Here is a 20236-nt window from a genome sequence, read left to right as displayed (position 1 = left end):
GGGAGGAATTTCAGCCCGAAGCCTTCCCTAAGCCCCGCGCAGCCTTTGCGTCCCGCCGAACCACAATAGCAGGATCAGCAGCAACGGCGGTGCGAGGCCCCATTGCGCGGGGCCGGCGAGCGGGGCGAGCAAGGCGGTGCCCGAGAGGAGCCAAAAGGCCGCGAGCAGCGCCACCACGGCCAGTGCCTCGTACGCAAAGCTGGTCCAGAAGCGCGCGCGGGCGCGGGCATAGGCGGCCTGCGCGTCGATCGCGCGGTCGACCTGCACCGCGAAGGCGCGGTCGCCGGGGCGCGTCGGCGGCGCGAGCATCGCGGCCAGAAACGCATCGGGCATCGCATCCATGTCGTCCGACCCGGTCATGCCGCGCCTCCTTCGCCGATCAGTTTCTGCGCCTTGGCGCGGCCGCGCAAGACCAAAGATTTGAGCGTACCGAGCGGCACCGCCATGATCTCTGCGGCCTCGCCGTGCGACCAGCCATGGCCGAAGCAGAGGGTGAGCGCGGCGCGTTCCTGCGCCGACAAGCCGGCGAGCAGCCGGTCGGCGTCGATCGCGGCGTCGGTCGCGGGGTGCGGGTTGCTGCTGGTCGCGGCGTCCTCATCGCGCGCGGCCAGCCCTTCGCGGCGTTTCGCGGTGCGCCGCTGGTCGAGGAACAGGCGCCAGCCGATCCCCATGACCCAGGCCGCATAGCTGCCCTGCCCGCGATAATCGCCCGCCCGGCTCCACGCGCGGACAAACGCCTCCTGCGCGAGGTCGTCGCCGTCGGCCTCGCTGCCCGCGGCACGCGACAGGAAGGAGCGCAGCCGCCCCTCGTGCCGCAGCACGAGGAGCTGGAAAGCGGCACGGTCTCCCCCGGCAACGCGCTGGTTGAGGGCCCAATCTTCATCGCGAGCGTCCTCATCCTTGTGCAGCGGCCCGTTCCTCGGCAGCCGCGGCGCGCGCGAGGCGGCGGCGGACAAGCAGGGCGATACCGACGAAGGCGGGGAAGAGCGCGGCGCCGGCCGAGATACGGATCAATTCCTCATGCCCCTGAATCAGCCCGAAGCCCGCCATGGCGAGGCCGATCGCGAGCAGCACGAGCGCGTTGCGATCGTCGCCGCCATTCGGCGTGGCGGCGGCGCCGTTCGGTGCGCCGAGATGTTCATAGGGCTTGTTGAGCTTGTCGATCAGCGGCGCGACCGCGTCCGATTTCGCCTCGAGCGCGCGGCGGATCGAGCGGTGGAGCATCCACGCGTGGATGAGCCGTGCGAGCAGGAAAAAGCCGATGACGAACAGCGCGACCATCGTGATATTTTCCATCAGGCGGAAAAAGCTGTCGCTGACCGCAACGAGCTCGGTGGTCGGCGGCGGCGGCGGCATGAACGACGCGATGTCGCGCGGGTCGATATAGGAGGCGACGTCGGCGGGGCTGATCGATTGCGCGGGCATCGCGACGGGTGCGGCGACGGCGGCGGGCGGAACGGCCGGCGGGGCTGCGACAGCAGCGGCCTGGGTCGCGGCCAAAAGATGGAACATCGTCTTTCTCCCTGCATGCCCGAAGGCATGGTGAAACCACAGGCGGCGACCGCGAGCAAGGCCGCTGAGCCGGACCGCCCCGGGGAGAGCGGAAGGCCGGCCGCGAACCGCGTCGCGGTCGCCGCAAGGACCGGCTGTTGGGGCCGGTCAACTGGTAGACGGCACGAGGGTGCGCCGTGGATGCAGGGTTTGGAGAAAAATTGCTCGTCATTGCGAGGAGCCGGAGGCGACGAAGCAATCCAGTGTAGGCGTAAACCGCTCTGGATTGCCTCCCCCGGCTTTCGCCGGGGTCGCAATGACGGCGTTTTTGGGCGTTAGGTCAGCCTTTCGTCCACCGCCCGCCCAGCGCGCGGAACAGATCGACCTGCGCGTCGGCGATGCGGGCGTCGGCCAGCGCCAGCGCGCCCTCGGCTTCGGCGAAGGTGCGTTCGGCGTCGAGCGCGGCGAGGCCGTCGATCGCGCCTTCGCGCTGCTGCGCGCGGGTGATCTTCACCGCGATCCCGGCCTCGTCGCGCGCCGATTGCAGCGCGGTGCGGCGGTCGAGCATATGCGCGTAGGAAGACAGCGCGGTCTCGGTTTCCTCGAGCGCGCGCAGGACAGTGCCGTCGAAGGTCGCGAGCGAGGCCTGGGTATCGGCCTCGGCCCCCGCGATGCGTCCGCGGATCGCCTCCTGATTGCCGAAGCTCCAGTTGATCAGCGGGCCGAGCAGCCAGCGCAGCGGGCCGCCGCCGAACAGGTCGCCGAGACCGCCGCTGGTCTGGCCGATCGAGCCGCCGAGCGTGACCTTCGGGTAAAGATCGGCGGTCGCGACCCCGATCCGCGCGGTCGCGGCGGCGAGGCGGCGTTCGGCAGCCGCGACGTCGGGGCGCCTTGCGAGCAACGCGGCGCCGTCGCCGACCGGGATCGGCTGGTCGAGGCGGAGCGTCGTGGTGCGCGCCGCGGCGATCGGCGGCAGGTCGGCGGGGGTGCGGCCGGTGAGGGTCGCGAGGCGGAAGAGCGCGGCGTCGCGCTCGGCGGCGATCGCGGGGATGTCGGCGCGGCGCTGGTCGCGCAAGGCGGCGACGCGCGCGGTGTCGAGGCGGGTCGTGAGGCCGACCTCGGCGCGGCGCGCGGTGAGCTTCACCGACTGGTCGAGCAACGCGACGATCTTTTCCGCCACGCCCAGCCGTTCGGCCGAAGAGGCGGCATCGGCGTAGGCACGCGCGGTTTCGGCGACGACGGTGACGCGCACCGCATCGGCATCGGCCTCGGCCGCCGCGACGTCGCCGCGTGCGGCCTCGACCCCGCGGCTGACGCGGCCGAACAGGTCGACCTCGTAACCGACGGTGAGGCCGGCATCGACCTGCCACCCCTCGCGGTCGGCGCCCGCCGGAACCTGTCCGGCGCTGGCGCGGCCATAGGTGGCGCCAGCGCCGAGGTTGGTGCTCGGCAGGCGGTCGCCGCGCACTTCGCGCAAGCTGGCGCGCGCCTTGGCGATGCGCGCCACCGCGACGCGGACGTCGGTGTTGGCCGCGAGCGCGTCGGCGACGAGGGTGTCGAGCACCGGGTCGTTGTAGAGCCGCCACCAGTCGGCGTCGGCGGGGGCGGTGCTGGTGACGCCGGCCTTGACCGAGAGGAAGGGGCCGGACGCCGTCACGGGGGACGGGGGTGTGGCGAAGTCCGGCCCGACCGCGCAGGCTGCAAGGGTCAGCGCGGAGAGGGTGGAGAGCAAAAGGGTGCGCATGGGCTTTCTCCTTATTCGGCGGGCTGGAGCACGGGATCGGACTGGCCGCCGCGGCCGCGGCGGGCGGCGAGGCGGTCGCCGAGCGTGCGGCAGACGACATAGAAGCTGGGCGTGTAGATCAGCCCGAAGAAGGTGACCCCGATCATCCCATAGAAGACCGCAGTGCCGAGCGCCTGGCGCAGCTCGTAACCGGGGCCCGAGGCCCAGACGAGCGGCGCCACGCCGAGGATGAAGGCGAAGCTGGTCATCAGGATCGGGCGGAGACGCGCGCGCGCCGCCGCGACCGCGGCCTCGACGATGCTCGCGCCGCGTTCCTCGGCCTGCTTGGCGAATTCGACGATCAGGATCGCGTTCTTCGCCGCGAGCGCGATCAGCACGATGAGTCCGATCTGGGTCAGGATATTGTTGTCGAGACCGCGCAGGTTCACCCCCGCCATCGCGGCGAGCAGGGTCATCGGCACGATCAGGATGATCGCGAGCGGCAGCGTCAGGCTTTCGAACTGCGCGGCGAGCACGAGGAAGACGAACACCACCGACAGCGCGAAGATCAGCGCCGCGACATTGCCCGCCGCCTTTTGCTGGAACGCCAGATCGGTCCATTCGGCCGAGAAGCCCGCGGGCAATTTCTCGGCGACCTTTTCCATCACCGAAATCGCCTGGCCGGTCGAGTAACCGGGCGCGGTCTCGCCATCGACCTCGACCGCGGGGAAGAGGTTGTAGCGGGTGACGCGATAGGGGCCGGTCCGGTCGCTGAAGGTCGCGACCGCGCCGAGCGGTACCATATCGCCGGTGTTCGAGCGCGTCTTGAGCTGCGCGATGTCCGACGGATCGTCGCGCGCCGCCGCCTCGGCCTGTGCGGTGACGCGAAAGGTGCGCCCGAGCAGGTTGAAGTCGTTGACGTACGCCGAGCCGAGATAGACCTGCAGCGCCTCGAACACCCGCGCCGGCGGCACCCCGAGCATGTCGGACTTGGCGCGGTCGATGTCGGCGTACACGCGCGGTGTCGCGGTGTTGTAGAGGGTGAAGACGTTGGCGAGTTCGCCTTGCTTATGCGCTTCGCCGATCAGCTGGCCGCCCGCCTGTTCGAGCGCCTGATAGCCGGCGTCGCTGCGGTCCTGCACGATCATGCGGTAGCCGCCGCCATTGCCGATGCCTTGGATCACCGGCGGCGGGATGACGAACACGAAGGCGTCGTTCACGTCGGCAAGCGCCGCGCGCATATCATCCTCGATATTGCGTTCGGTGCGGTCGGTGCCCGCGCGCTCGGCGAAGGGCTTGAAGGTGACATAGGCGGCGCCGGCATTCGACGCCTGGGTGCCCGAGGCGCCGTCGAAGCCGGCGAACATCACTGCCGCCTCGGTGCCGGGCACCTCGAGCAGCTTTTTCACGACCTTCTTGAGCACCACATCGGTCTGCTGGATCGAGCTGCCCGGGGGGAGCTGGATCGCGGCCAGCGCATAGCCCTGGTCCTGCGCGGGGACGAAGCCCGCCGGCGTCGCCCAGAATATCCCGGCGGTCGCGGCGATCAGCGCGCCATAGGTGAGGAACGCCTTGCGCGGGGCGGCGACGACGCGGCGCACGGTCGCGGCATACCGGTCGCTCAGCCGGTCGAAACTGCGGTTGAAGCGGTCGCCCGCGAGCCAGGCGAAACGCCGCCATCCCGACGCGGGCGCTTCGGTGGCGCGCGGGCGGAGCAGCATGGCGGCGAGCGCGGGCGACAGGGTGAGCGAGAGGATCAGCGAGATCACGGTCGCGGTGGCGATCGTCACCGCGAACTGGCGGTAGAATTCGCCGGTGATGCCGGTGAGGAAGGTTGTCGGCACGAACACCGCGCAGAGCACGAGCACGATCGCGACGAGCGCGCCCGACACCTCGTCCATCGAGGTGTGCGCGGCTTCGCGGGGGCTGAGGCCATGCTCCATATTGCGCTCGACATTTTCGACGACGACGATCGCGTCGTCGACGACGATCCCGATCGCGAGCACCAGCCCGAACATCGACAAAGTGTTGAGCGAATAGCCGAGCGCGGCGAGCACCGCGAAGGTGCCGATCAGCGACACGGGGATGGCGATGACCGGGATGATCGCGGCGCGCCAGCTTTGCAGGAAGACGAGGATGACGAGGACGACGAGCAGCATCGCCTCGAGCAGCGTCGCCTGCACCGCCGACATCGATTCGCTGATGAACTCGGTCGGGTTCCAGATGATCTTGTACTCGAGCCCCTTCGGGAAGCTCTTCGACGCTTCGGCGAGTTCGGCCTTGATCCCCTCGGCGGCGGCGAGCGCGTTGGTGCCCGGCCGCTGGGTGACACCCATGATGATCGAATCCTGGCCCGACAGATAGGCGTTCACCCCATAATCCTCGGCCCCCAGCTCGACGCGCGCGACGTCGCTGAGCCGCGTGATCGCGCCGTCGGGCGCGGTGCGGACGATGATGCCCGCAAATTCGTCGGCGGTCTTGAAACGGCCCTGCGTCTCGACACTGAGCTGGTGCGCGGCGCCGGTGTCGAAGGGCGGCTGGCCGACGGTGCCGGCGGCGACCTGGACATTCTGTTCGCGCAGCGCCGTGACGATATCGCCTGCGGTGAGGTTCAGCGCAGCGGCGCGGCCGGGGTCGATCCACACGCGCATCGCATAGTCGCGCGCGCCGAAGACCTGGACGTCGCCGATGCCGTCGACGCGGGTCAGCCGGTCCTTGAGCTGGGTCAGCGCATAGTTGGAGACATAGCTGCGGTCGAGCGAACCGTCGGGCGAGAGGACGTTGACCGCCATCAACCACGAAGGCGAGGTCTTGCGCACGACGACGCCCTGTCGCCGCACTTCCTCGGGCAGGCTGGGATCGGCGAGCCCGACGCGGTTCTGGACGAGCACCTGCGCGGTGTCGAGGTCGGTGCCGAGCTTGAAGGTGACGGTGATCGTCAGCCGCCCGTCGCCGGTCGATTGCGACGATTGATAGAGCATATTGTCGACGCCGTTGATCTGTTGCTCGATCGGCGCCGCGACGGTGTCGGCGACGGTCTCGGCCGAGGCGCCCGGATAATTGGCGCTGACCGTCACCGTCGGCGGCACGACCGCGGGGAATTGCGACACCGGCAGCCCGAAATAGGCGAAGGCGCCAACGATCGTGATGATGATCGCGATCACGCCCGCGAAGATCGGGCGGCGGATGAAGAAATGGCTGAGACGCATGGCGAGCCTCCTCGGCCCGAAGGGGGCCGGCAAAATGGTCAATCGGGTTTGGCGGTGCCGCGCCGGACGAAGCCGACGCGGCGGGCCGGATTACGGCGCCAGCGTGGCCTGCGACGCGGCGGGCGACTGCCCCGCGCCGGCGGGCGCGGCGGGGGCGGCCCTGGGCCGGATCACCGTCGGCTTGGCAGTCACCTTGGCGCCCGGCTGGGCGAACTGGATGCCCTGCACAATCACCCGGTCGTCGGCCTTCAGGCCCGAGCGGATGACGCGCAGCCCGGCGACGAGCGGGCCGGTCTCGACCGGCCGTGCTGCGACCGTCCCGTCCTTGCCGACGACGAACAGCTGCTTGCGCGCCTGATCGGTGCGCACCGCGGCGTCGGGGACGAGCAAGGCCGACACCGTCCCGCCCTGCGCGAGACGCATATTGCCGAACATGCCGGGGGTCAGGAAATAGTCGGGATTGTCGATCACCGCGCGGACGCGCAGCGTGCCCGAATTGGCGTTGATCGCATTGTCGGCGAAATCGACGCGGCCCGTCCAGCGATAGTCGCTTTCATCCTGCAGGCGGATCTCGACCTGCTGCGCCGCGGCGCCGCCGGCCTGGCGCTCGCGCTGCGCTTTCAGGAACAACGCTTCCGAACTGTCGAAGTTGAAGTAGATCGGGTCGAGCGCGTTGATCGTCGTGAGCAGGCTGCCGCTCGGCCCCTCGCCCGCGGCGACGAGGTTGCCGGCATCGACGCGGCGGTCGGAGATCCGGCCGCCGATCGGTGCGCGTACCTGGGTGAATTCGACGTCGAGCGACCGCGAGCGCACCCGGGCATCGGCCGCCGCGAGCGCCGCCGAAGCGGCACGCACCCTGGCATTGAGCTGGTCGAGATCGCTCTGCGACACCGCCTCGTCGGCGATCAGGCGGTTGGCGCGGGCGAGGTTGACGCGCGCCAGTTCGAGGTCGCTGCGCGCGCTGGCCGCGTCGGCCCGCGCCTCGGCGAGCGCGGCGGCATAGGGCCGCGGGTCGATGGTGAAGAGCAGCTGGCCCTTGCGGACAATCGCGCCGTCGGTGAAATGCACCGCAGTGACCTGGCCCGAGATGCGCGGGCGCACCTCGACCGAGCGGCTCGCCTCGAACCGGCCGACATAATCGTCCCATTCGGTGATGTCGCGGACCAAAGGCGCTGCGACGGTGACGATCGGCACCGGCGGCGCGGCGATCGCCTGGCCGCCCCGCTGACTGAGGCCGTAGCCGCCGGCGACGACGAGCGCGATCGGCAGGCCGATCAGCGCCCCGCGACGCCAGCGGCTCGGTTTCTTGACCGTGCCGGGGACGAGTTCGACCTCCCGCGCTTTCGCGCGGTCGAAGGGGGAGAGCATGTTCATTTTTGTTACTTTCGGAAGAGGCGGGTGCTGAGCACATCGGCGACGCGCCGGCCGAGCAGGTCATAATGGTCGGTGGTGAAGCCCGCGCCGAGGAAGGCGTCGATCTGCACCGTCGTCACCGCATAGCCATGGTGCCAGGTGAGCACCGCCATGCGGCGCAGCGCCTCGAGCCTCGGGTCGGCGAGGCGGCGGTTGTAGCTGTCGCCGAAAATCGCGCCGAGCAGCCGGCCGACCCGGCCGGGTTCGCGCAAGGACGATGGCCGGTCGTGGCGGGCAAGCATCACGACCGACCATTCCAGCGCCGAAAAGCCCGCGGGTTTGGCTTTCGGTGCCGATGGGGAGAGCGCGGCGACGCGCGAAGGGGCGAGGGCGAAGTCGAGCGCTTCGTTGACGGCGAGATAGGCCATGATTGTCCTCCTTGGATGGGGGTGCCGGGCACAAGGGGGCTGGAGCCCCGGGACGCTTGCGCCCGGCGAGGGGAGATTTCGGATGAGCGAAAGGGTTCGTCCGCCGCGTGAAAACGGGGTCCGTCGCCCGATCGCGAGAATGTTGCTTATGTGCCCGGGCGGTCCCTAGGCGGTTCTACATGTCCGTTTGCGCATCGGCGTTCCCTTCGCGTCCTCGCAGCCGGTCGAACCGCCCAGCCACCTTCTGTACTATCCGGTATATAATCGGAATCGGTGCCGCGTCAAGAGTTTTATACCGCCCGGTACGAAATAATTTTCATCCGCCGTTCAGGCGCGCATATGTCAGGCGCTGGGCCAGAGCGTCATGCTGGTGTCGACCAGCCGTTCGAGTTCGGCGCGGGTCGCGCCGGCACCGGCCTGGACGGTGATTCCCTGGATCAGCGCATAAAGGACACTGGTCAGCCCCTCGGCATCGACATGCGCGGGGATATCGCCCTCGGCCTTGGCGCGTTCGAAGCGTTCGACGAGCAGGCGCTGCGACGAGGCACGGCGACGCACGACGTCGGCCTTGATCGACTCGGCCTCGGGGCTGCAGGCGAGCGACGAAATCAGCCCCATGCACCCCTTGGGGTCGCTGGCGCCGCCATGGATTTCGATCGCGCCGCGCAGATAATATTCGGCGACCTTGCGCGCCGTCGGCTGTTCGAGCGCGGCGCGGCCATATTCGAGCTTTTCCTGCTCGTAGAGATCCAACGCCTTGTGAAACAAGGCTTCCTTGTTGCCGAAGGCGGCGTAGAGGCTGGGCTTGGTGATGCCCATCGCCTCGGTCAGATCGTTCATCGACGCGCCGTCATAACCCTTGGCCCAGAAGACGTGGAGCGCCGAGGCGAGCGCCTGGTCGACGCAGAATTCGCGCGGACGGCCTTTCGGGGCGGAGATGACATCCTGTTCCATAACGGTCGGTATATAATATGCCGCCCGCGAAAGTCCAGAGGCGCCCCTAAAGCCCCTCGCCGCCGGTCCAATGCGCGTTGACCAGTCGCCGCGCGAGCGCGCTGACCTGGTTGCGGATGTCGGGCACCGCGACGACCTCCCACAAATCGCCGCGCGTCATCGGCCCGATCGCAAGGATATGCTCGGCCGGGCGCCCGTCGCGGCCGACGACATGGCCATCGCGGTCGATGTCGAGCCCGAGGCGCAGCGCGTCGGGACGGATGAGCCCCTGTTTGAGCAGGCGGCGGACGAGCGGGTCGGTGGCGCGGAGCAGGTCGCCCTGCGGCCCGGTGCAGTTGACGATCCGCGCGACGTCGAGCCGCTGGCGGCGATCCTCGCCGCGTGGGCGCCAGTGCACCGCGACCCCGTCGAGCCCGGCGGCGACCTCCTCGATCTTGCCGGCGCGAAAGACGAGGCGGCGCTCGGCGATCAGCGCGTCGATGCGGTCGGCGACCGCGGGGGCGAGGCGGTGGCGGTGGACATCCCAGAAGGGGCGCAGGTGGCGCAGGAAGCGCGCGCGCTTGTCGGCATCGGCCGACGCCCACATCATCTGGGTGATCGGGCGGATCGAATCGACCGTCAGGCGCCAGTCGCCCTGCTGCGCCGCGGTGCGCGCCCAGCGCACCAGGTCGGACAGTTCGGGGGCGGGTTTGGCGAGCACCGGACGCACCGGCGCGAGGCCATCGACATGGCGATGCGGGCGCAGGCCGCGGCGCGACATCGCGACGATCCGCCCTTCGAACCCGCTGGAGACGAGCCGCAGCACGACGTCGACCGCGGTCAGCCCGGTGCCGACGACCAGCACCGTCTGGTCGGGTTTCAGCCCCTCGCTGAGCGGCCCCGTCCACGGGTCGCCGACATAATGCAGCGGCGTCAGCCCGCCGCGCGCGATCGCCGGATGGTCGTGCGGCGGCAAATTGCCGATCGCCAGCGCGACCTTGTCGGCCTCGATCAACCCGCCGTTGACGAGGCCGAGGGTGACCTTGCCGCCATGTTCGGCGATGTCGAGCACCTCGTCATCGATCAGTTGAAGCCGGCGGCCATATTTCTCCATCGCCAGCCCGAGCGTTTCGCGCAGATATTGGCCATAGGTCGCGCGGCTGACGAACGCCTTATCGCAGCCGAGCCCGCGCGCGGCGAGCCAGTCGCAGAAATGGCCGGGGCGATCGGCAAAGGCGCTCATGTTGCCGGCGCGGACGTTGAGCAGATGGTCGGCATCGGGGCTGCTGTACGCGACCCCGGCGCCCATGCGCCGCCGGTCGCGCTCGATCAGCAGGACCTCGACGTCATCCTGTTCGAGCAGGTTGATCGCGAGCAGGGTGCCCGAAAAGCCGGCGCCGACGATCGCGACGCGGGTCGCGGTGCGAAAGCGTGGACGCGGCCCGAGGAGCATCGTGCCGTCGAACTTCACCGCGTCACCACGTCGCCCGACACGGTCACCCGTTCGAGCGCGCGATATTCGGGCCAATAGTCGCCGACCGCATAATGCTGGGTCGAACGATTGTCCCAGATGCCGATCGCGTTGGGGGTCCAGCGGAAACGCACCTGATATTCGGGCACCTTGATCCGGTCGAACAGCAATTTGAGCAGCGTGTCGCTCTCCTCCTCGGGCACATCGACGATGCGGCTGGTGAAGGTGTAGTTGACGTAGAGGATCTTCTCACCGGTTTCGGGGTGGGTGCGCACCACCGGATGGCGCACCGGCGGGAAGTCGCGCGCGAGCTGGGCGCGCTTTTCCTCACTCACACGGCCGCCGAAGCTGCGCACGATGTCATGTTCGGCCTCGAGCCCCTCGATGCGGTCCTTCACGGGCTGCGGCAGCCCGGCGTATGCCGCGGCGGTGTCGGCCCACATCGTGTCGCCGCCGAGCGGCGGCAGCACCCGCGCGCGCAGGATCGAGGCGATCGACGGTTGCTGGCGGAAGGTCACGTCGGTGTGCCATTTGTTATAGGCCTGAAACGGCGCGAGGGTTTCGGCGGTGAGCTGCACCCCCTCGACGCCCTCGATGCGCAGGATTTCGGGATAGCCCTCGACATGCGGGATCACCGGATGGCCTTCGAGTTCGCCGAACATGGTGCCGAGCCGGACATGGCTTTCGTGGCTGATGTCCTGATCGCGGAAAAACACGACCTTGAAGCGTAGCCAGGCGGCATGGAGCAGCTCGGCCTCAGCATCGGTCAGCGGCCGGTCGAGGTCGAGTCCGGCGATTTCGGCGCCGAGCGTCGTCGTCGCGGGCGAGATGGCGATGCCCAGCGAGCGGGCCTGTTCGAAAATATCGGGGGTCTGCGGCAGCGTGGCCATGCACGATCCTCTCTTGTCTCAAAGGGCGGGATCGGTCGACTCGGCTTACGTCCCGACATCCGCCCAACATAATTCAACTGAATTAATTGACAAGAGCGCCGCGACAGCCCGCGCGAAAGCCACGACTGGCCGCAGAAAGCACGGCGAGGCTTTTGCACGGTGCTTGGCCGGTTCGGGCGGGAGTGGCCATCAAAGCTTCCCTGTGGCCGCAAGCCATAGGGAGGGGGACCGCCGCCGCAGGCGGTGGTGGAGGAGCCGAAAGCTTGCACGACGCCTGACGGCGTCGGCCCCTCCGTCAGCGGCTTCGCCGCCGCCACCTCCCCATCGCTACGCGACAGGGAGGATCTTACGTAGCCGCCCGAACGGCAGGAATCAGGCGATCGGCAGCGCGCTGGTCGACTTGATCTCCGACAAGGCCACCGTCGAATTGATTTCCTGCACCCCCGGCAGCTTGCTCAGCCGGTCGAAGAAGAATTTCTCGTACGCGTCGATGTCCTTCGCGACGATGCGCAGCATGAAGTCGGTGCTGCCCATGAGCACAAAACAGTCGAGCACCTCGGGGAAATCGCGGATCGCGGCGCCAAATTCGTCGAGATTGGCGCGGCCATGCGCGTTGAGCTTCACCTGCGCGAAGATATGCGCGTTGAGCCCGACCTTGCGCCGGTCGACCAGCGCGACGCGGGCGCGGATATAGCCCTCCTGTTCGAGCCGGTTGATCCGCCGCCAGCACGGCGTCGCCGACAGCCCGACGCGCTCGGCGAGTTCGGCGGTGGTGAGGCTCGCGTCCTGCTGCAATTCGCGGAGGATTTTTTTCTCGAAGGGATCAAGATCAGTCATATCTACTCACATATCGACAATTTCGAGATAATCCATCCCGTAATAGCGGCATTCGTACGCTATTGAGGCAAGTTTCTCCCCGCCAGCCGCGCGATAAGCGGCGCGCAAGGAGGAGTATCCCATGGTCGTACAGGTTTCCCGCATGACGCCCGCCGCCGAGGTCGTCCGGCTCGAGGATCCCGCATCGGGGCTCGACGGGGTCATCGTCATCCATTCGACCGTGCGGGGTCCGGGCGCGGGCGGCTGCCGGTTCTGGCCTTATCCCGACCTTGCCGCCGCGGGCGCCGACGCCTTCCGCCTGGCCGAGGGGATGAGTTACAAGAATGCGATGGCCGGCCTGCCCTTCGGCGGCGCCAAGGCGGTGCTGCGACGCCCGGCGGGCGATTTCGACCGCGAGGCGCTGTTCCGCGCCTTCGGCCGCGCGGTCGCGGAGCTTGGCGGCTCCTATGTGACCGCCGAGGATGTCGGCACGACCGTTTCCGACATGCACAGCATCGCCGCGGAGACGCGCCACGTCGCGGGGCTGGCCACCGAGGGTGGACGCGCGGGCGGCGATCCCTCGCCCTGGACCGCGCAGGGCGTGTTCGACGCGATGGAAGCCGGTGCGGCGCACGCTTTCGGATCGAGCCTGCGTGGGCTGACCGTCGCGGTGCAGGGCACCGGTAACGTCGGCGGCGAACTGTGCCGCCGCCTTGCCGATGCCGGCGCCGACCTGGTGATCGCCGACGTCAATCCCGAGCGGCGCGATCGGCTGGAAAAGATCCTCGGCGCGCACGTCGTCGATGTCGCCGACATTCATCGGGTCGAGGCCGACATCTTCGCCCCCTGCGCGCTCGGCGGCGCACTGACGCCCGAAAGCGTCGCGGCGATGAAGGCGAAGCTCGTCTGCGGCGGAGCCAACAACCAGCTGGCGTCGCCCGAGGTCACCGACCTGATGCTGGCGCGCGGCATCGCCTATGTCCCCGACTATGTCGCCAATGCCGGCGGCATCATCAGCGTGTCGGCCGAATATCTGGGCGAAAATCGCGCCCATGTCGTCGCCCGCGTCGCACAGATCGGCCCGCGGGTGGCGGCGCTGCTCGAGGCGGCGGCGCGCGACCGCCGGTCGCCCGCGCTGGTCGCCGACCGCCTGGCCGAACGATTGATCGGCGGCGTCGACCGGATCGCGGCTTGAGCCAGCGATTCGAGATATGGGTGCAGGACGACCCGCAAGCCCTCCTGCGCGTTGTCGGGCTGTTCGCACAGCGATCGCTGATCCCCGAGACGATGACCGTCAGGCGCGCCGACGACACCCTCCATGTCGCGCTTGTCGCCGAACTCGACGCGGCGCGCGCCGACATATTGGTCGCCAGGCTGCGCGAAGGGGTGATGGTCATCGCCGCATCGCGGCACGACGCGGGCGCGGCGCTTGACGGGGCGCCGCCAGCCCGGATGGACTCCGGTACGGGAATGCTGTCCCCGGCCCGCGGGCGCGATCGCGCGAGCGCATCCGAGCAACAACAGAGTGCATGCCCCCCTCGCCAAATCCGGCTGTGATGTCCCCGCGCCGCGAGCGGCTTAGCAGCCCTGGAATTCGGGTCGCCGTTTCTGCATGAAAGCGCGCGGCCCCTCGCGTGCATCCTGCGTCGCCGAAACAACTGCCGTAAGCCTGGTTTCGATTTCGAACGCCTCCAGCAGCGGGAGTCCCGTCGTCAGCAACATGGCTTCCTTGGCTTTCTCGAGCGCGACCGGTGCACCAAGGGCGACACGCTCTGCCATTTCGAGCGCAACCCGCATGAGATCGGCGGGCGCCGCCACCTCGTTCACGATGCCAAGCTCCCGCGCACGCCGCGCGTCGCACGGTTCGGCGACGAGCATCAATTCCATCGCATTGGCCCAGCCGATCTGCCGGTGCAGCCGCGACAGAGCGCCGCCGCCCGCAATCATGCCGCGTCGCACTTCGGTAAAGGCGAGGCTCGCCCGGTCCGACATGATGCGAATATCGGAAGCGAGGACGAGTTCCGCGCCCCCGGCAAAGGCCGGACCATTGATCGCGACGATCACCGGTTTGAGGAATCCGACCCCGCGCAGCATCGCACGATCCCAGATCGACGGATCATCCTTGAGCGCCTGATCCCACTCGTCCTCGACTTCGCGTTCGCCGGTATAGAGCGGAATCAGCCGGTCGAGATCGCCGCCCGCGCAAAATGCCTGGTCACCGGCGCCGGTAAGGACGACGCAGCGCACCGTTCGGTTGGCCGCCAGCTGGTCCCAGGTTGCAGCCAGCTTCACCATCATTTCGGGGACAAGGGCGTTGCGTTTGTCGGGGCGATCGATCGTCACCACGGCGACATGGCCGATTGTCGTGACTTTGATCAGCGAGTTTGGATCATTCATGGGGAGAGCCCAGTCCTTATTTCAGGTTGAAACGCAGCGAGACGCCGAAGACGCGCCCCTTGTTGAGCGGCGCATAGGTCGCCCCCGGACCGCCGAACGCCGCGGGCAGCGCGGTGATGCTGCCTTCGGTGACTTCGTTGAGCAGGTTCTTGGCATAAAGCGCCGCCGAGAGGTTCAGCCGCTCGATGTCGAATGTCAGCGAGGCATCGATCATGTTGGCGGCCTGAAGCTTGGTGCCCGGGACATTGGCGTCGCTGAACCAGCTTGCGTCGCGGTAGTTATAGCTGGCGCGCACGCCCATCGACCCGAAGCGCGTATCGCGGCGATAATCGACCGTCGTGCCGAGCGTCAGCGGTACGAGACGCGGAATCTTCAGATTGAGATCGGCCGAATTGATGGCCCCGTCGCGGTTAATGTCGGCGAAAATCTTCTTATATTCGCCGCTGGTAATCCCGACATTGCCGCTGATCGTCAGCCCTTCGGCGGCCTGCAGCACCGCTTCGGCCTCGACACCCTGGATCGTCGCATCGGCGGTGTTCTCGATGACCTGCACGATGACCGACGTCGGGGAGACGGTGTTCACCTCGCGCTGCATCTTCTTCACCTCAGTGCGGAAGAGAACGAGGTTCAACCGCAAGCGACGATCGGCGAGGTCGAGCTTCGTCCCGAGTTCGTAGGACAAGACTTTTTCGTCGACGAACGGGCCGGGCAGCACGTTGACCGCGGCGCTGCGAATATTGAAGCCGCCGCCGCGGAGGCCGCGGCTGACATTGGCATAGACCAGCGTGTCGCGGTCGGGTTGCCAGGCGATGCCGAATTTGGGCGTGAGTCCGTTGACCGCATCCTGGCCCGAAAATTCATAGGTGCAGGTGCGCGCGTCGAAATCGCACCCGCCCGGCCGGATCGCGGCGACGATCGCGCTCTTCTCGTCACGGGTATAGCGCGCACCGGCGCTCAGCGTGATTTCGGGCGTGACCTTCCAGTCGAGGCTGCCGAACAGGCCATAGGTCGTGCTGTCGAGCGTGCCGCCGCCGGCGGTCGTCGAGGTGATCGCGGCGCCATTGCCGAACTTGCGCTGCTCGAAATACTCGACCGTCTGCTCGAACCAGTAAGCGCCGGTGAGAAGCGACAGGTCGCCGAAGGTCCCGGCGTAGCGCAGCTCGTTGCTGAACTGTTTCTGGTCGATGATCTGATATTGTTCGAAAAACCGGCCCGGCAGCGAGTCGACGTCGAGGCCGAATGCGGTGTCGAGCTTGCGCCAGCCAAAGATATTGGTGATCCGTCCGTCACCGAAACCGACGTCGAGATTGGCTTCGAGCGTGGCATTTTTATAGCGGATGTCGGCGCCGCCGATGCGGCTTCCAGCCACGTCGAAGCTGTCGGGATCATAGATCGCGCGGTTCTGCGACGGCGTTTCGTCCCTGGCGTCGATGTCGCCGATCTCGAAGCGGCCGACGAGCGACAAAGACGGCGACGGCGTCAGCGCAAAGGCCAGACGCCCGATCGCGGTCCGGCTGCCGCCATAATTATTTCCGTCGGCCTCATTTTCGAACCAGCCTTCGTCCTTGTTGAAATAGCCCGCCGCCTTGATCGACAAAAGGTCGGTCACGACCGGACCCGACACGACCGCCGACGCCGTGTAGTTCGGCCCCGTTTCGATGCCCGCCCGGACATCGACGATGGTATCCTTGCCGGGCGTCGTCGTGCGGATGACGACGGCGCCGCCGGTGACATTCTTGCCGAACAAGATGCCCTGCGGGCCGCGGAGCAGCTCGATCGCCTCGATATCGAACCCGTCGAGCAATACCCCTGCCGATGTGCCCAGATAGACCCCGTCGACAAACACGCCGACGGTGGGATCGAGCGACGGGATCGAGCTGTTGGTGCCCAGCCCGCGAATGGTGAAATTGGCAGTGCCCTTCACCGTGCCGATCGGATTGAGCTGCACATTCGGCGCGACATTGCCGATGCTTTCCAGCCCACGAAACTCCGAACGGTCGAGTTCGGCCTTGGCAAAGGCGGTGATCGCGATCGGCACATCCTGGAGCCGCTCGCCATCGCCGCGCTTGGTTGCGGTGACGATGATGTCATTGTCGCTGGCGTCTTCGGCGGCGGCGTCGGTATCGGACTGCGCCTGTGCCGGCAGAGCGATCAGCGCGGCGGCGAGACAGGTTGCCGAGGCCCCCATGGCGGTCCAGCGGCGGGTTCCGGTCCGGGCATGCCGCAGCATTCCAATAATCTTGGTCATTTCCACTCCCTCATCTGATGTTTGATTTTCTGAAGATCGTCGGTGCGCGATCAGCCTGTCGACCGCCGCGCTTTACCCATGAGACCCAGCGCCTCGAAATCGACGACAGGCCCCTTCGTCTCGCGGGTCTTGAGAAGATGCTTCATGACCCGGCCACTGGCGTTGCGCGGCAGCGCGTCGGCGCTTTCGATGAACCGCGGGACGGCGAAATAGGGCAGGACCGCCGCGAGGTGGCGATGCAGGTCGGCGGGATCCAGCGCCCCCGCCGCAACCACCACCGCATGGATCATGTCGTCGACTTCGCCCGCCACATGGACGCCGAAGACGGCCGCCTCGCTGATCGCCTCATACTGCAGCAGCGCGCGCTCGACCTGAAACGCCGACACATTTTCGCCGCGGCGGCGCATGAAGTCGGCCTTGCGGTCGAAAAAGGTCAGAAAGCCCTCGCGATCGACCTTGCCGAGGTCGCCGGTGCGCAGCCACCCGTCGCGTATCTTGGCGTCGCTCGCCGCGCTCTGCTTCCAATAGCCGGAGAAGAAGACCCCCGGCGCCAGCGCCCGTACGACAAGTTCGCCGAGTTCACCGGCGGGCAGAAATTCGCCCATCTCGCTCATCGCCCGAACCTCCATATCGGGCAGGACACGGCCGTGGGTGTCGCGTTTGCGCGCGCCGACGACGCTGCTCATCGCCACCGCCGCGCATTCGGTCTGTCCGTACATCTCGCCGAGGCACTGGGCGCCGAAACGGTCCTCGAAGGCCTGTTGGACTTCGGGTGCGAGCGGGGCGAAAGCGCAGAGGCGAAGATTATGGGACCGGTCGTGCGCGCCCGCGGGCTGGCCGAGCAGCGCCATGCCCAAAAACCCGACGCCAAGCGACAGCGTCGCGGCCGTTTCGGCGGCGCGGCGCATGAAGCCGCTGGCGCTGAACCCCGCTTCGACAACGAGCGCGGCATCGGCGACCAGCGCCGATACCAATGTCATGAAGGCGGCGGCGTGATAGAGCGGCGCGACGGTGAGATAGATGTCGTCGCGCGAAAGCCCCAGCGGTTCGACGATGATCGCGCCGCCGCGATGCAGCGCGTGATGATTGATGAGGCAGCCCTTCGGCGCCCCAGTCGTCCCCGAAGTATAGAGGATCGCCGCTGGGTCGTTCCAGTCGAGTTCGACCGGCCCCCTCCCCTCCGGCGCCGCCAGCAGATCCTCATGGCGGCACCATTTCTCGGGGTGCGCGGAGGCGGACACCTCGCCCTCGACGAGAATGAGGAGCTCGACCCCGGGCAGATCGGCCATCAGCGGCTCGACAACCTGCGCGGTCGCCGCATCGACGACCACCGCCCGCGCATTCGAATCGATCAGCTGATGCGCCAGCGCCTCGCCGCGCAAATGAACATTCAGCGGCGCGCAGATCGCGCCCAGCGACGACAGCGCAAAGACATGATCGAGGACGGGCAGACGATAGGCCGCGAGAATGGCGACGATGTCGCCGCGACCGATTTGCCGATCGGCGAGGCCCGCCGCCACGCGCCGGACCCGATCCTGCAGCGCGGCAGCGGACAGGACCGTATCGGCGAAGGTCACGAAATTTGCATCGGGCAGCCGCCGGACCCGCTCGTCCAGCAGCCCGATCAGGCATCCCGTTTGTCGATACTCTTGCGTCATCTATCCTCGCCCGACTCTCTGGTTCGATAAATTGAACTTAGTTCATTGACTCGCTCGATGCAATATGAAAAAAGAACGATGTTCAATTAAAGGAGAGGCCATATGGTTGACCAGCTTGCACGCAGGCGCGTCGGAGTTTTTTCGCCCATGCGCTTCGAGGCCGACGTGCCCGACTGCATCGTGACACAGGGAGAGATTCCCAAGGCGATCGCGGGCGGCTTTTATCGCTGTGGCCCTTCGATGCGCCGCCGATCGATTCAGGGCGCCTCGGGCGTCACCTCGATGGACGGGATGATCCAGGCACTGATCATCGAGAATGGCAGCGCCCGCTTCGCCAATCGCTGGATCCGGACCCAAAAATATGCCGCCGAGGAGGCGCATGGCCGCGCGCTGTTCCGTTGGGAAGACGGCGACTTTGGCGATTGGCGCAACTGGAGCGGCGGCTTCGCACCGGTGATCAAGGACGAGATCACGAAATCGATTCCGTCGGGCACCAACAATATCAACGCCTTTCCCTTCGGGCGCGACATGATCGCGGTGGGCGAGCAGGGTTGCCCGCCGATCGCGCTCGATCCGCTCACGCTCGAGACCAGGGGCATCGTTCCCTGGTCGCGTCAGCTCTCGGCGGGCATGGCCGAAAAGGTCCATGCCGACGACAGCTCGTTCACCGCGCACCCCAAATGGGATCACGACACGGGCCAGGTCTATGGATGGACCTATCGCGACCGCTCGCCGTTCGTGACGCTTCACGTCGTCAACCCCGACGGCAGCGTCATCACCCGCGATCTCGACGATGCGCCCTATAATACGGTGGCGCACGACATCTGGCTGACCCCGAGCTATGTCGTCGTGCCCTTTCAGCCCTATATCGCCAGCTTCGATCGCGTCGCGCAGGGACTCGGGGTTTTCGGATGGAAGCCCGAGCTTCCGATCATCCTCGCGCTGATACCGCGCGGCGACGTGGCCCGCGGCACGATCCGCTGGATCAAGGCCGATATGGAGACGCAATATGTCCTCCACACGATGTCGGCCAACGAACGCGACGGCAAGCTGATCCTCGACGCGCCGATTTTCGACCGCGCGCCCTTCCATTTCGAGGATCAGTTCAAGCCCGGCGATGCCTTCAAGAGCTTCTGGGAGCTGGGCATGAGCACGCTGGGGCGCTGGACGATCGACCTCGAGAAGGGCAGCGTGACGAGCGAACGGCTCGACGACCGGCCGTGCGAACTGCCCAAGGTCGACGAACGCTTTTACGGCAAGGGCTATCGCTGGGCCTATCTGGTCGCGGGCGAACGCCGCGCCAAGGGCGGGATGCGAATGAACCGCCTCGTCGTCCGCGACGTCGTCGCCGACCAGGAAAGTTCGTACAAGTTCGAATTTGGCCTGCCGGTCGAAATCCTCGAACCGACCTTCGTGCCGCGCTCGGTCGATGCGGCCGAAGGCGATGGCTGGCTGATCGTGCCACTGTCGCATTATTGCGAGGGCTTTGGGCAATATCTGTTCTTCGACACCTCCGATGTCGCCAGCGGTCCGATCGCCACGGTCGAAATCCCCTTTCACATGGGGTGGACGCCGCACGGCCACTGGATGGACTTCCGCACAGCCGCTCTATAGGGCAT

The 20236-nt window shown here is 67.4% G+C and carries 17 protein-coding genes; 3 read left to right on the top strand and 14 right to left on the bottom strand.

What is annotated here, in order from left to right; genetic code table 11:
• Positions 1 to 27 precede the first annotated feature (27 nt).
• From AC07U1_RS07520 to AC07U1_RS07470, 11 genes are all read right to left on the bottom strand, one after another.
• Positions 28 to 360 (bottom strand): hypothetical protein, encoded by a 333-nt coding sequence (locus tag AC07U1_RS07520; RefSeq protein WP_492737528.1) that lies wholly within the window; start codon positions 358 to 360, stop codon positions 28 to 30.
• The gene (locus AC07U1_RS07515; protein ID WP_495176945.1) at positions 357 to 956 is read right to left on the bottom strand and encodes an RNA polymerase sigma factor; all 600 of its coding nucleotides are present in this window, start codon (positions 954 to 956) and stop codon (positions 357 to 359) included. The genes AC07U1_RS07520 and AC07U1_RS07515 overlap by 4 nt, the downstream gene beginning before the upstream one ends.
• Positions 895 to 1512: a hypothetical protein gene (locus AC07U1_RS07510; RefSeq protein ID WP_495176946.1), complete on the bottom strand. Its 618-nt coding sequence runs from the start codon at positions 1510 to 1512 to the stop codon at positions 895 to 897. Before AC07U1_RS07510 ends, AC07U1_RS07515 begins: the two co-directional genes overlap by 62 nt.
• Before the next feature lie 319 nt (positions 1513 to 1831).
• Complete coding sequence (locus AC07U1_RS07505; protein WP_495176947.1) at positions 1832 to 3235, bottom strand: efflux transporter outer membrane subunit; 1404 nt, start codon at positions 3233 to 3235, stop codon at positions 1832 to 1834.
• 11 nt (positions 3236 to 3246) lie between these two features.
• Positions 3247 to 6423, bottom strand: a complete 3177-nt coding sequence (locus tag AC07U1_RS07500; RefSeq protein ID WP_495176948.1) for an efflux RND transporter permease subunit — start codon at positions 6421 to 6423, stop codon at positions 3247 to 3249.
• 90 nt (positions 6424 to 6513) lie between these two features.
• Entirely contained in the window at positions 6514 to 7797 is a 1284-nt protein-coding gene (locus AC07U1_RS07495) for an efflux RND transporter periplasmic adaptor subunit (RefSeq protein ID WP_495176949.1), read from the bottom strand.
• A 5-nt stretch (positions 7798 to 7802) separates the two neighbouring features.
• Entirely contained in the window at positions 7803 to 8204 is a 402-nt protein-coding gene (locus tag AC07U1_RS07490; RefSeq protein ID WP_495176950.1) for a hypothetical protein, read from the bottom strand.
• A 342-nt stretch (positions 8205 to 8546) separates the two neighbouring features.
• Complete coding sequence (locus AC07U1_RS07485; RefSeq protein ID WP_495176951.1) at positions 8547 to 9158, bottom strand: TetR/AcrR family transcriptional regulator; 612 nt, start codon at positions 9156 to 9158, stop codon at positions 8547 to 8549.
• 46 nt (positions 9159 to 9204) lie between these two features.
• Positions 9205 to 10608: an FAD/NAD(P)-binding protein gene (locus tag AC07U1_RS07480; protein ID WP_492737542.1), complete on the bottom strand. Its 1404-nt coding sequence runs from the start codon at positions 10606 to 10608 to the stop codon at positions 9205 to 9207.
• Positions 10605 to 11498 (bottom strand): TauD/TfdA dioxygenase family protein, encoded by an 894-nt coding sequence (locus AC07U1_RS07475; RefSeq protein ID WP_495176952.1) that lies wholly within the window; start codon positions 11496 to 11498, stop codon positions 10605 to 10607. Before AC07U1_RS07475 ends, AC07U1_RS07480 begins: the two co-directional genes overlap by 4 nt.
• A 372-nt stretch (positions 11499 to 11870) precedes the next feature.
• Positions 11871 to 12335 (bottom strand): Lrp/AsnC family transcriptional regulator, encoded by a 465-nt coding sequence (locus AC07U1_RS07470; RefSeq protein ID WP_187141245.1) that lies wholly within the window; start codon positions 12333 to 12335, stop codon positions 11871 to 11873.
• Between the two features lie 121 nt (positions 12336 to 12456).
• On the opposite strand from AC07U1_RS07470, the gene AC07U1_RS07465 reads away from it, so the two are divergent.
• Entirely contained in the window at positions 12457 to 13509 is a 1053-nt protein-coding gene (locus AC07U1_RS07465) for a Leu/Phe/Val dehydrogenase (RefSeq protein ID WP_495176953.1), read from the top strand.
• Positions 13506 to 13871 carry an ACT-like domain-containing protein gene (locus AC07U1_RS07460; protein WP_495176954.1) on the top strand — a complete coding sequence of 122 codons (366 nt, stop codon included), beginning with the start codon at positions 13506 to 13508 and terminating at the stop codon, positions 13869 to 13871. The genes AC07U1_RS07465 and AC07U1_RS07460 overlap by 4 nt, the downstream gene beginning before the upstream one ends.
• A 21-nt stretch (positions 13872 to 13892) precedes the next feature.
• Here the strand turns inward: AC07U1_RS07460 and AC07U1_RS07455 are convergent, their stop codons facing one another.
• Genes AC07U1_RS07455 through AC07U1_RS07445 form a run of 3 tightly spaced genes read right to left on the bottom strand, consistent with a single transcriptional unit; the run spans position 13893 to position 18617 of the window.
• Positions 13893 to 14711 carry an enoyl-CoA hydratase/isomerase family protein gene (locus tag AC07U1_RS07455; RefSeq protein WP_495176955.1) on the bottom strand — a complete coding sequence of 273 codons (819 nt, stop codon included), beginning with the start codon at positions 14709 to 14711 and terminating at the stop codon, positions 13893 to 13895.
• Between the two features lie 16 nt (positions 14712 to 14727).
• Positions 14728 to 16959 (bottom strand): TonB-dependent receptor, encoded by a 2232-nt coding sequence (locus AC07U1_RS07450; protein ID WP_495176956.1) that lies wholly within the window; start codon positions 16957 to 16959, stop codon positions 14728 to 14730.
• Between the two features lie 50 nt (positions 16960 to 17009).
• Positions 17010 to 18617, bottom strand: coding sequence for an AMP-binding protein (locus tag AC07U1_RS07445; protein ID WP_495176957.1), 1608 nt, complete (start codon positions 18615 to 18617; stop codon positions 17010 to 17012).
• A 102-nt stretch (positions 18618 to 18719) separates the two neighbouring features.
• Here AC07U1_RS07445 and AC07U1_RS07440 point away from each other — a divergent pair, with 102 nt between their 5' ends.
• Complete coding sequence (locus AC07U1_RS07440; RefSeq protein ID WP_495176958.1) at positions 18720 to 20231, top strand: carotenoid oxygenase family protein; 1512 nt, start codon at positions 18720 to 18722, stop codon at positions 20229 to 20231.
• The last annotated feature ends 5 nt before the right edge of the window (positions 20232 to 20236 follow it).

The organism is Sphingopyxis sp. GW821-FHT02C12 (assembly GCF_059421785.1).
This window is presented reverse-complemented; position numbering and strand designations above follow the sequence as displayed.

Bases quoted from the DNA above. Each gene is read 5' to 3' on its own strand.
- AC07U1_RS07445 (WP_495176957.1), bottom strand. From the start codon at position 18,617: ATGACGCAAGAGTATCGACAAACGGGATGCCTGATCGGGCTGCTGGAC.
- AC07U1_RS07470 (WP_187141245.1), bottom strand. From the start codon at position 12,335: ATGACTGATCTTGATCCCTTCGAGAAAAAAATCCTCCGCGAATTGCAG.
- AC07U1_RS07455 (WP_495176955.1), bottom strand. From the start codon at position 14,711: ATGAATGATCCAAACTCGCTGATCAAAGTCACGACAATCGGCCATGTC.
- AC07U1_RS07495 (WP_495176949.1), bottom strand. From the start codon at position 7,797: ATGAACATGCTCTCCCCCTTCGACCGCGCGAAAGCGCGGGAGGTCGAA.
- AC07U1_RS07475 (WP_495176952.1), bottom strand. From the start codon at position 11,498: ATGGCCACGCTGCCGCAGACCCCCGATATTTTCGAACAGGCCCGCTCG.
- AC07U1_RS07520 (WP_492737528.1), bottom strand. From the start codon at position 360: ATGACCGGGTCGGACGACATGGATGCGATGCCCGATGCGTTTCTGGCC.
- AC07U1_RS07490 (WP_495176950.1), bottom strand. From the start codon at position 8,204: ATGGCCTATCTCGCCGTCAACGAAGCGCTCGACTTCGCCCTCGCCCCT.
- AC07U1_RS07510 (WP_495176946.1), bottom strand. From the start codon at position 1,512: ATGTTCCATCTTTTGGCCGCGACCCAGGCCGCTGCTGTCGCAGCCCCG.
- AC07U1_RS07465 (WP_495176953.1), top strand. From the start codon at position 12,457: ATGGTCGTACAGGTTTCCCGCATGACGCCCGCCGCCGAGGTCGTCCGG.
- AC07U1_RS07505 (WP_495176947.1), bottom strand. From the start codon at position 3,235: ATGCGCACCCTTTTGCTCTCCACCCTCTCCGCGCTGACCCTTGCAGCC.
- AC07U1_RS07450 (WP_495176956.1), bottom strand. From the start codon at position 16,959: ATGACCAAGATTATTGGAATGCTGCGGCATGCCCGGACCGGAACCCGC.
- AC07U1_RS07500 (WP_495176948.1), bottom strand. From the start codon at position 6,423: ATGCGTCTCAGCCATTTCTTCATCCGCCGCCCGATCTTCGCGGGCGTG.
- AC07U1_RS07440 (WP_495176958.1), top strand. From the start codon at position 18,720: ATGGTTGACCAGCTTGCACGCAGGCGCGTCGGAGTTTTTTCGCCCATG.
- AC07U1_RS07485 (WP_495176951.1), bottom strand. From the start codon at position 9,158: ATGGAACAGGATGTCATCTCCGCCCCGAAAGGCCGTCCGCGCGAATTC.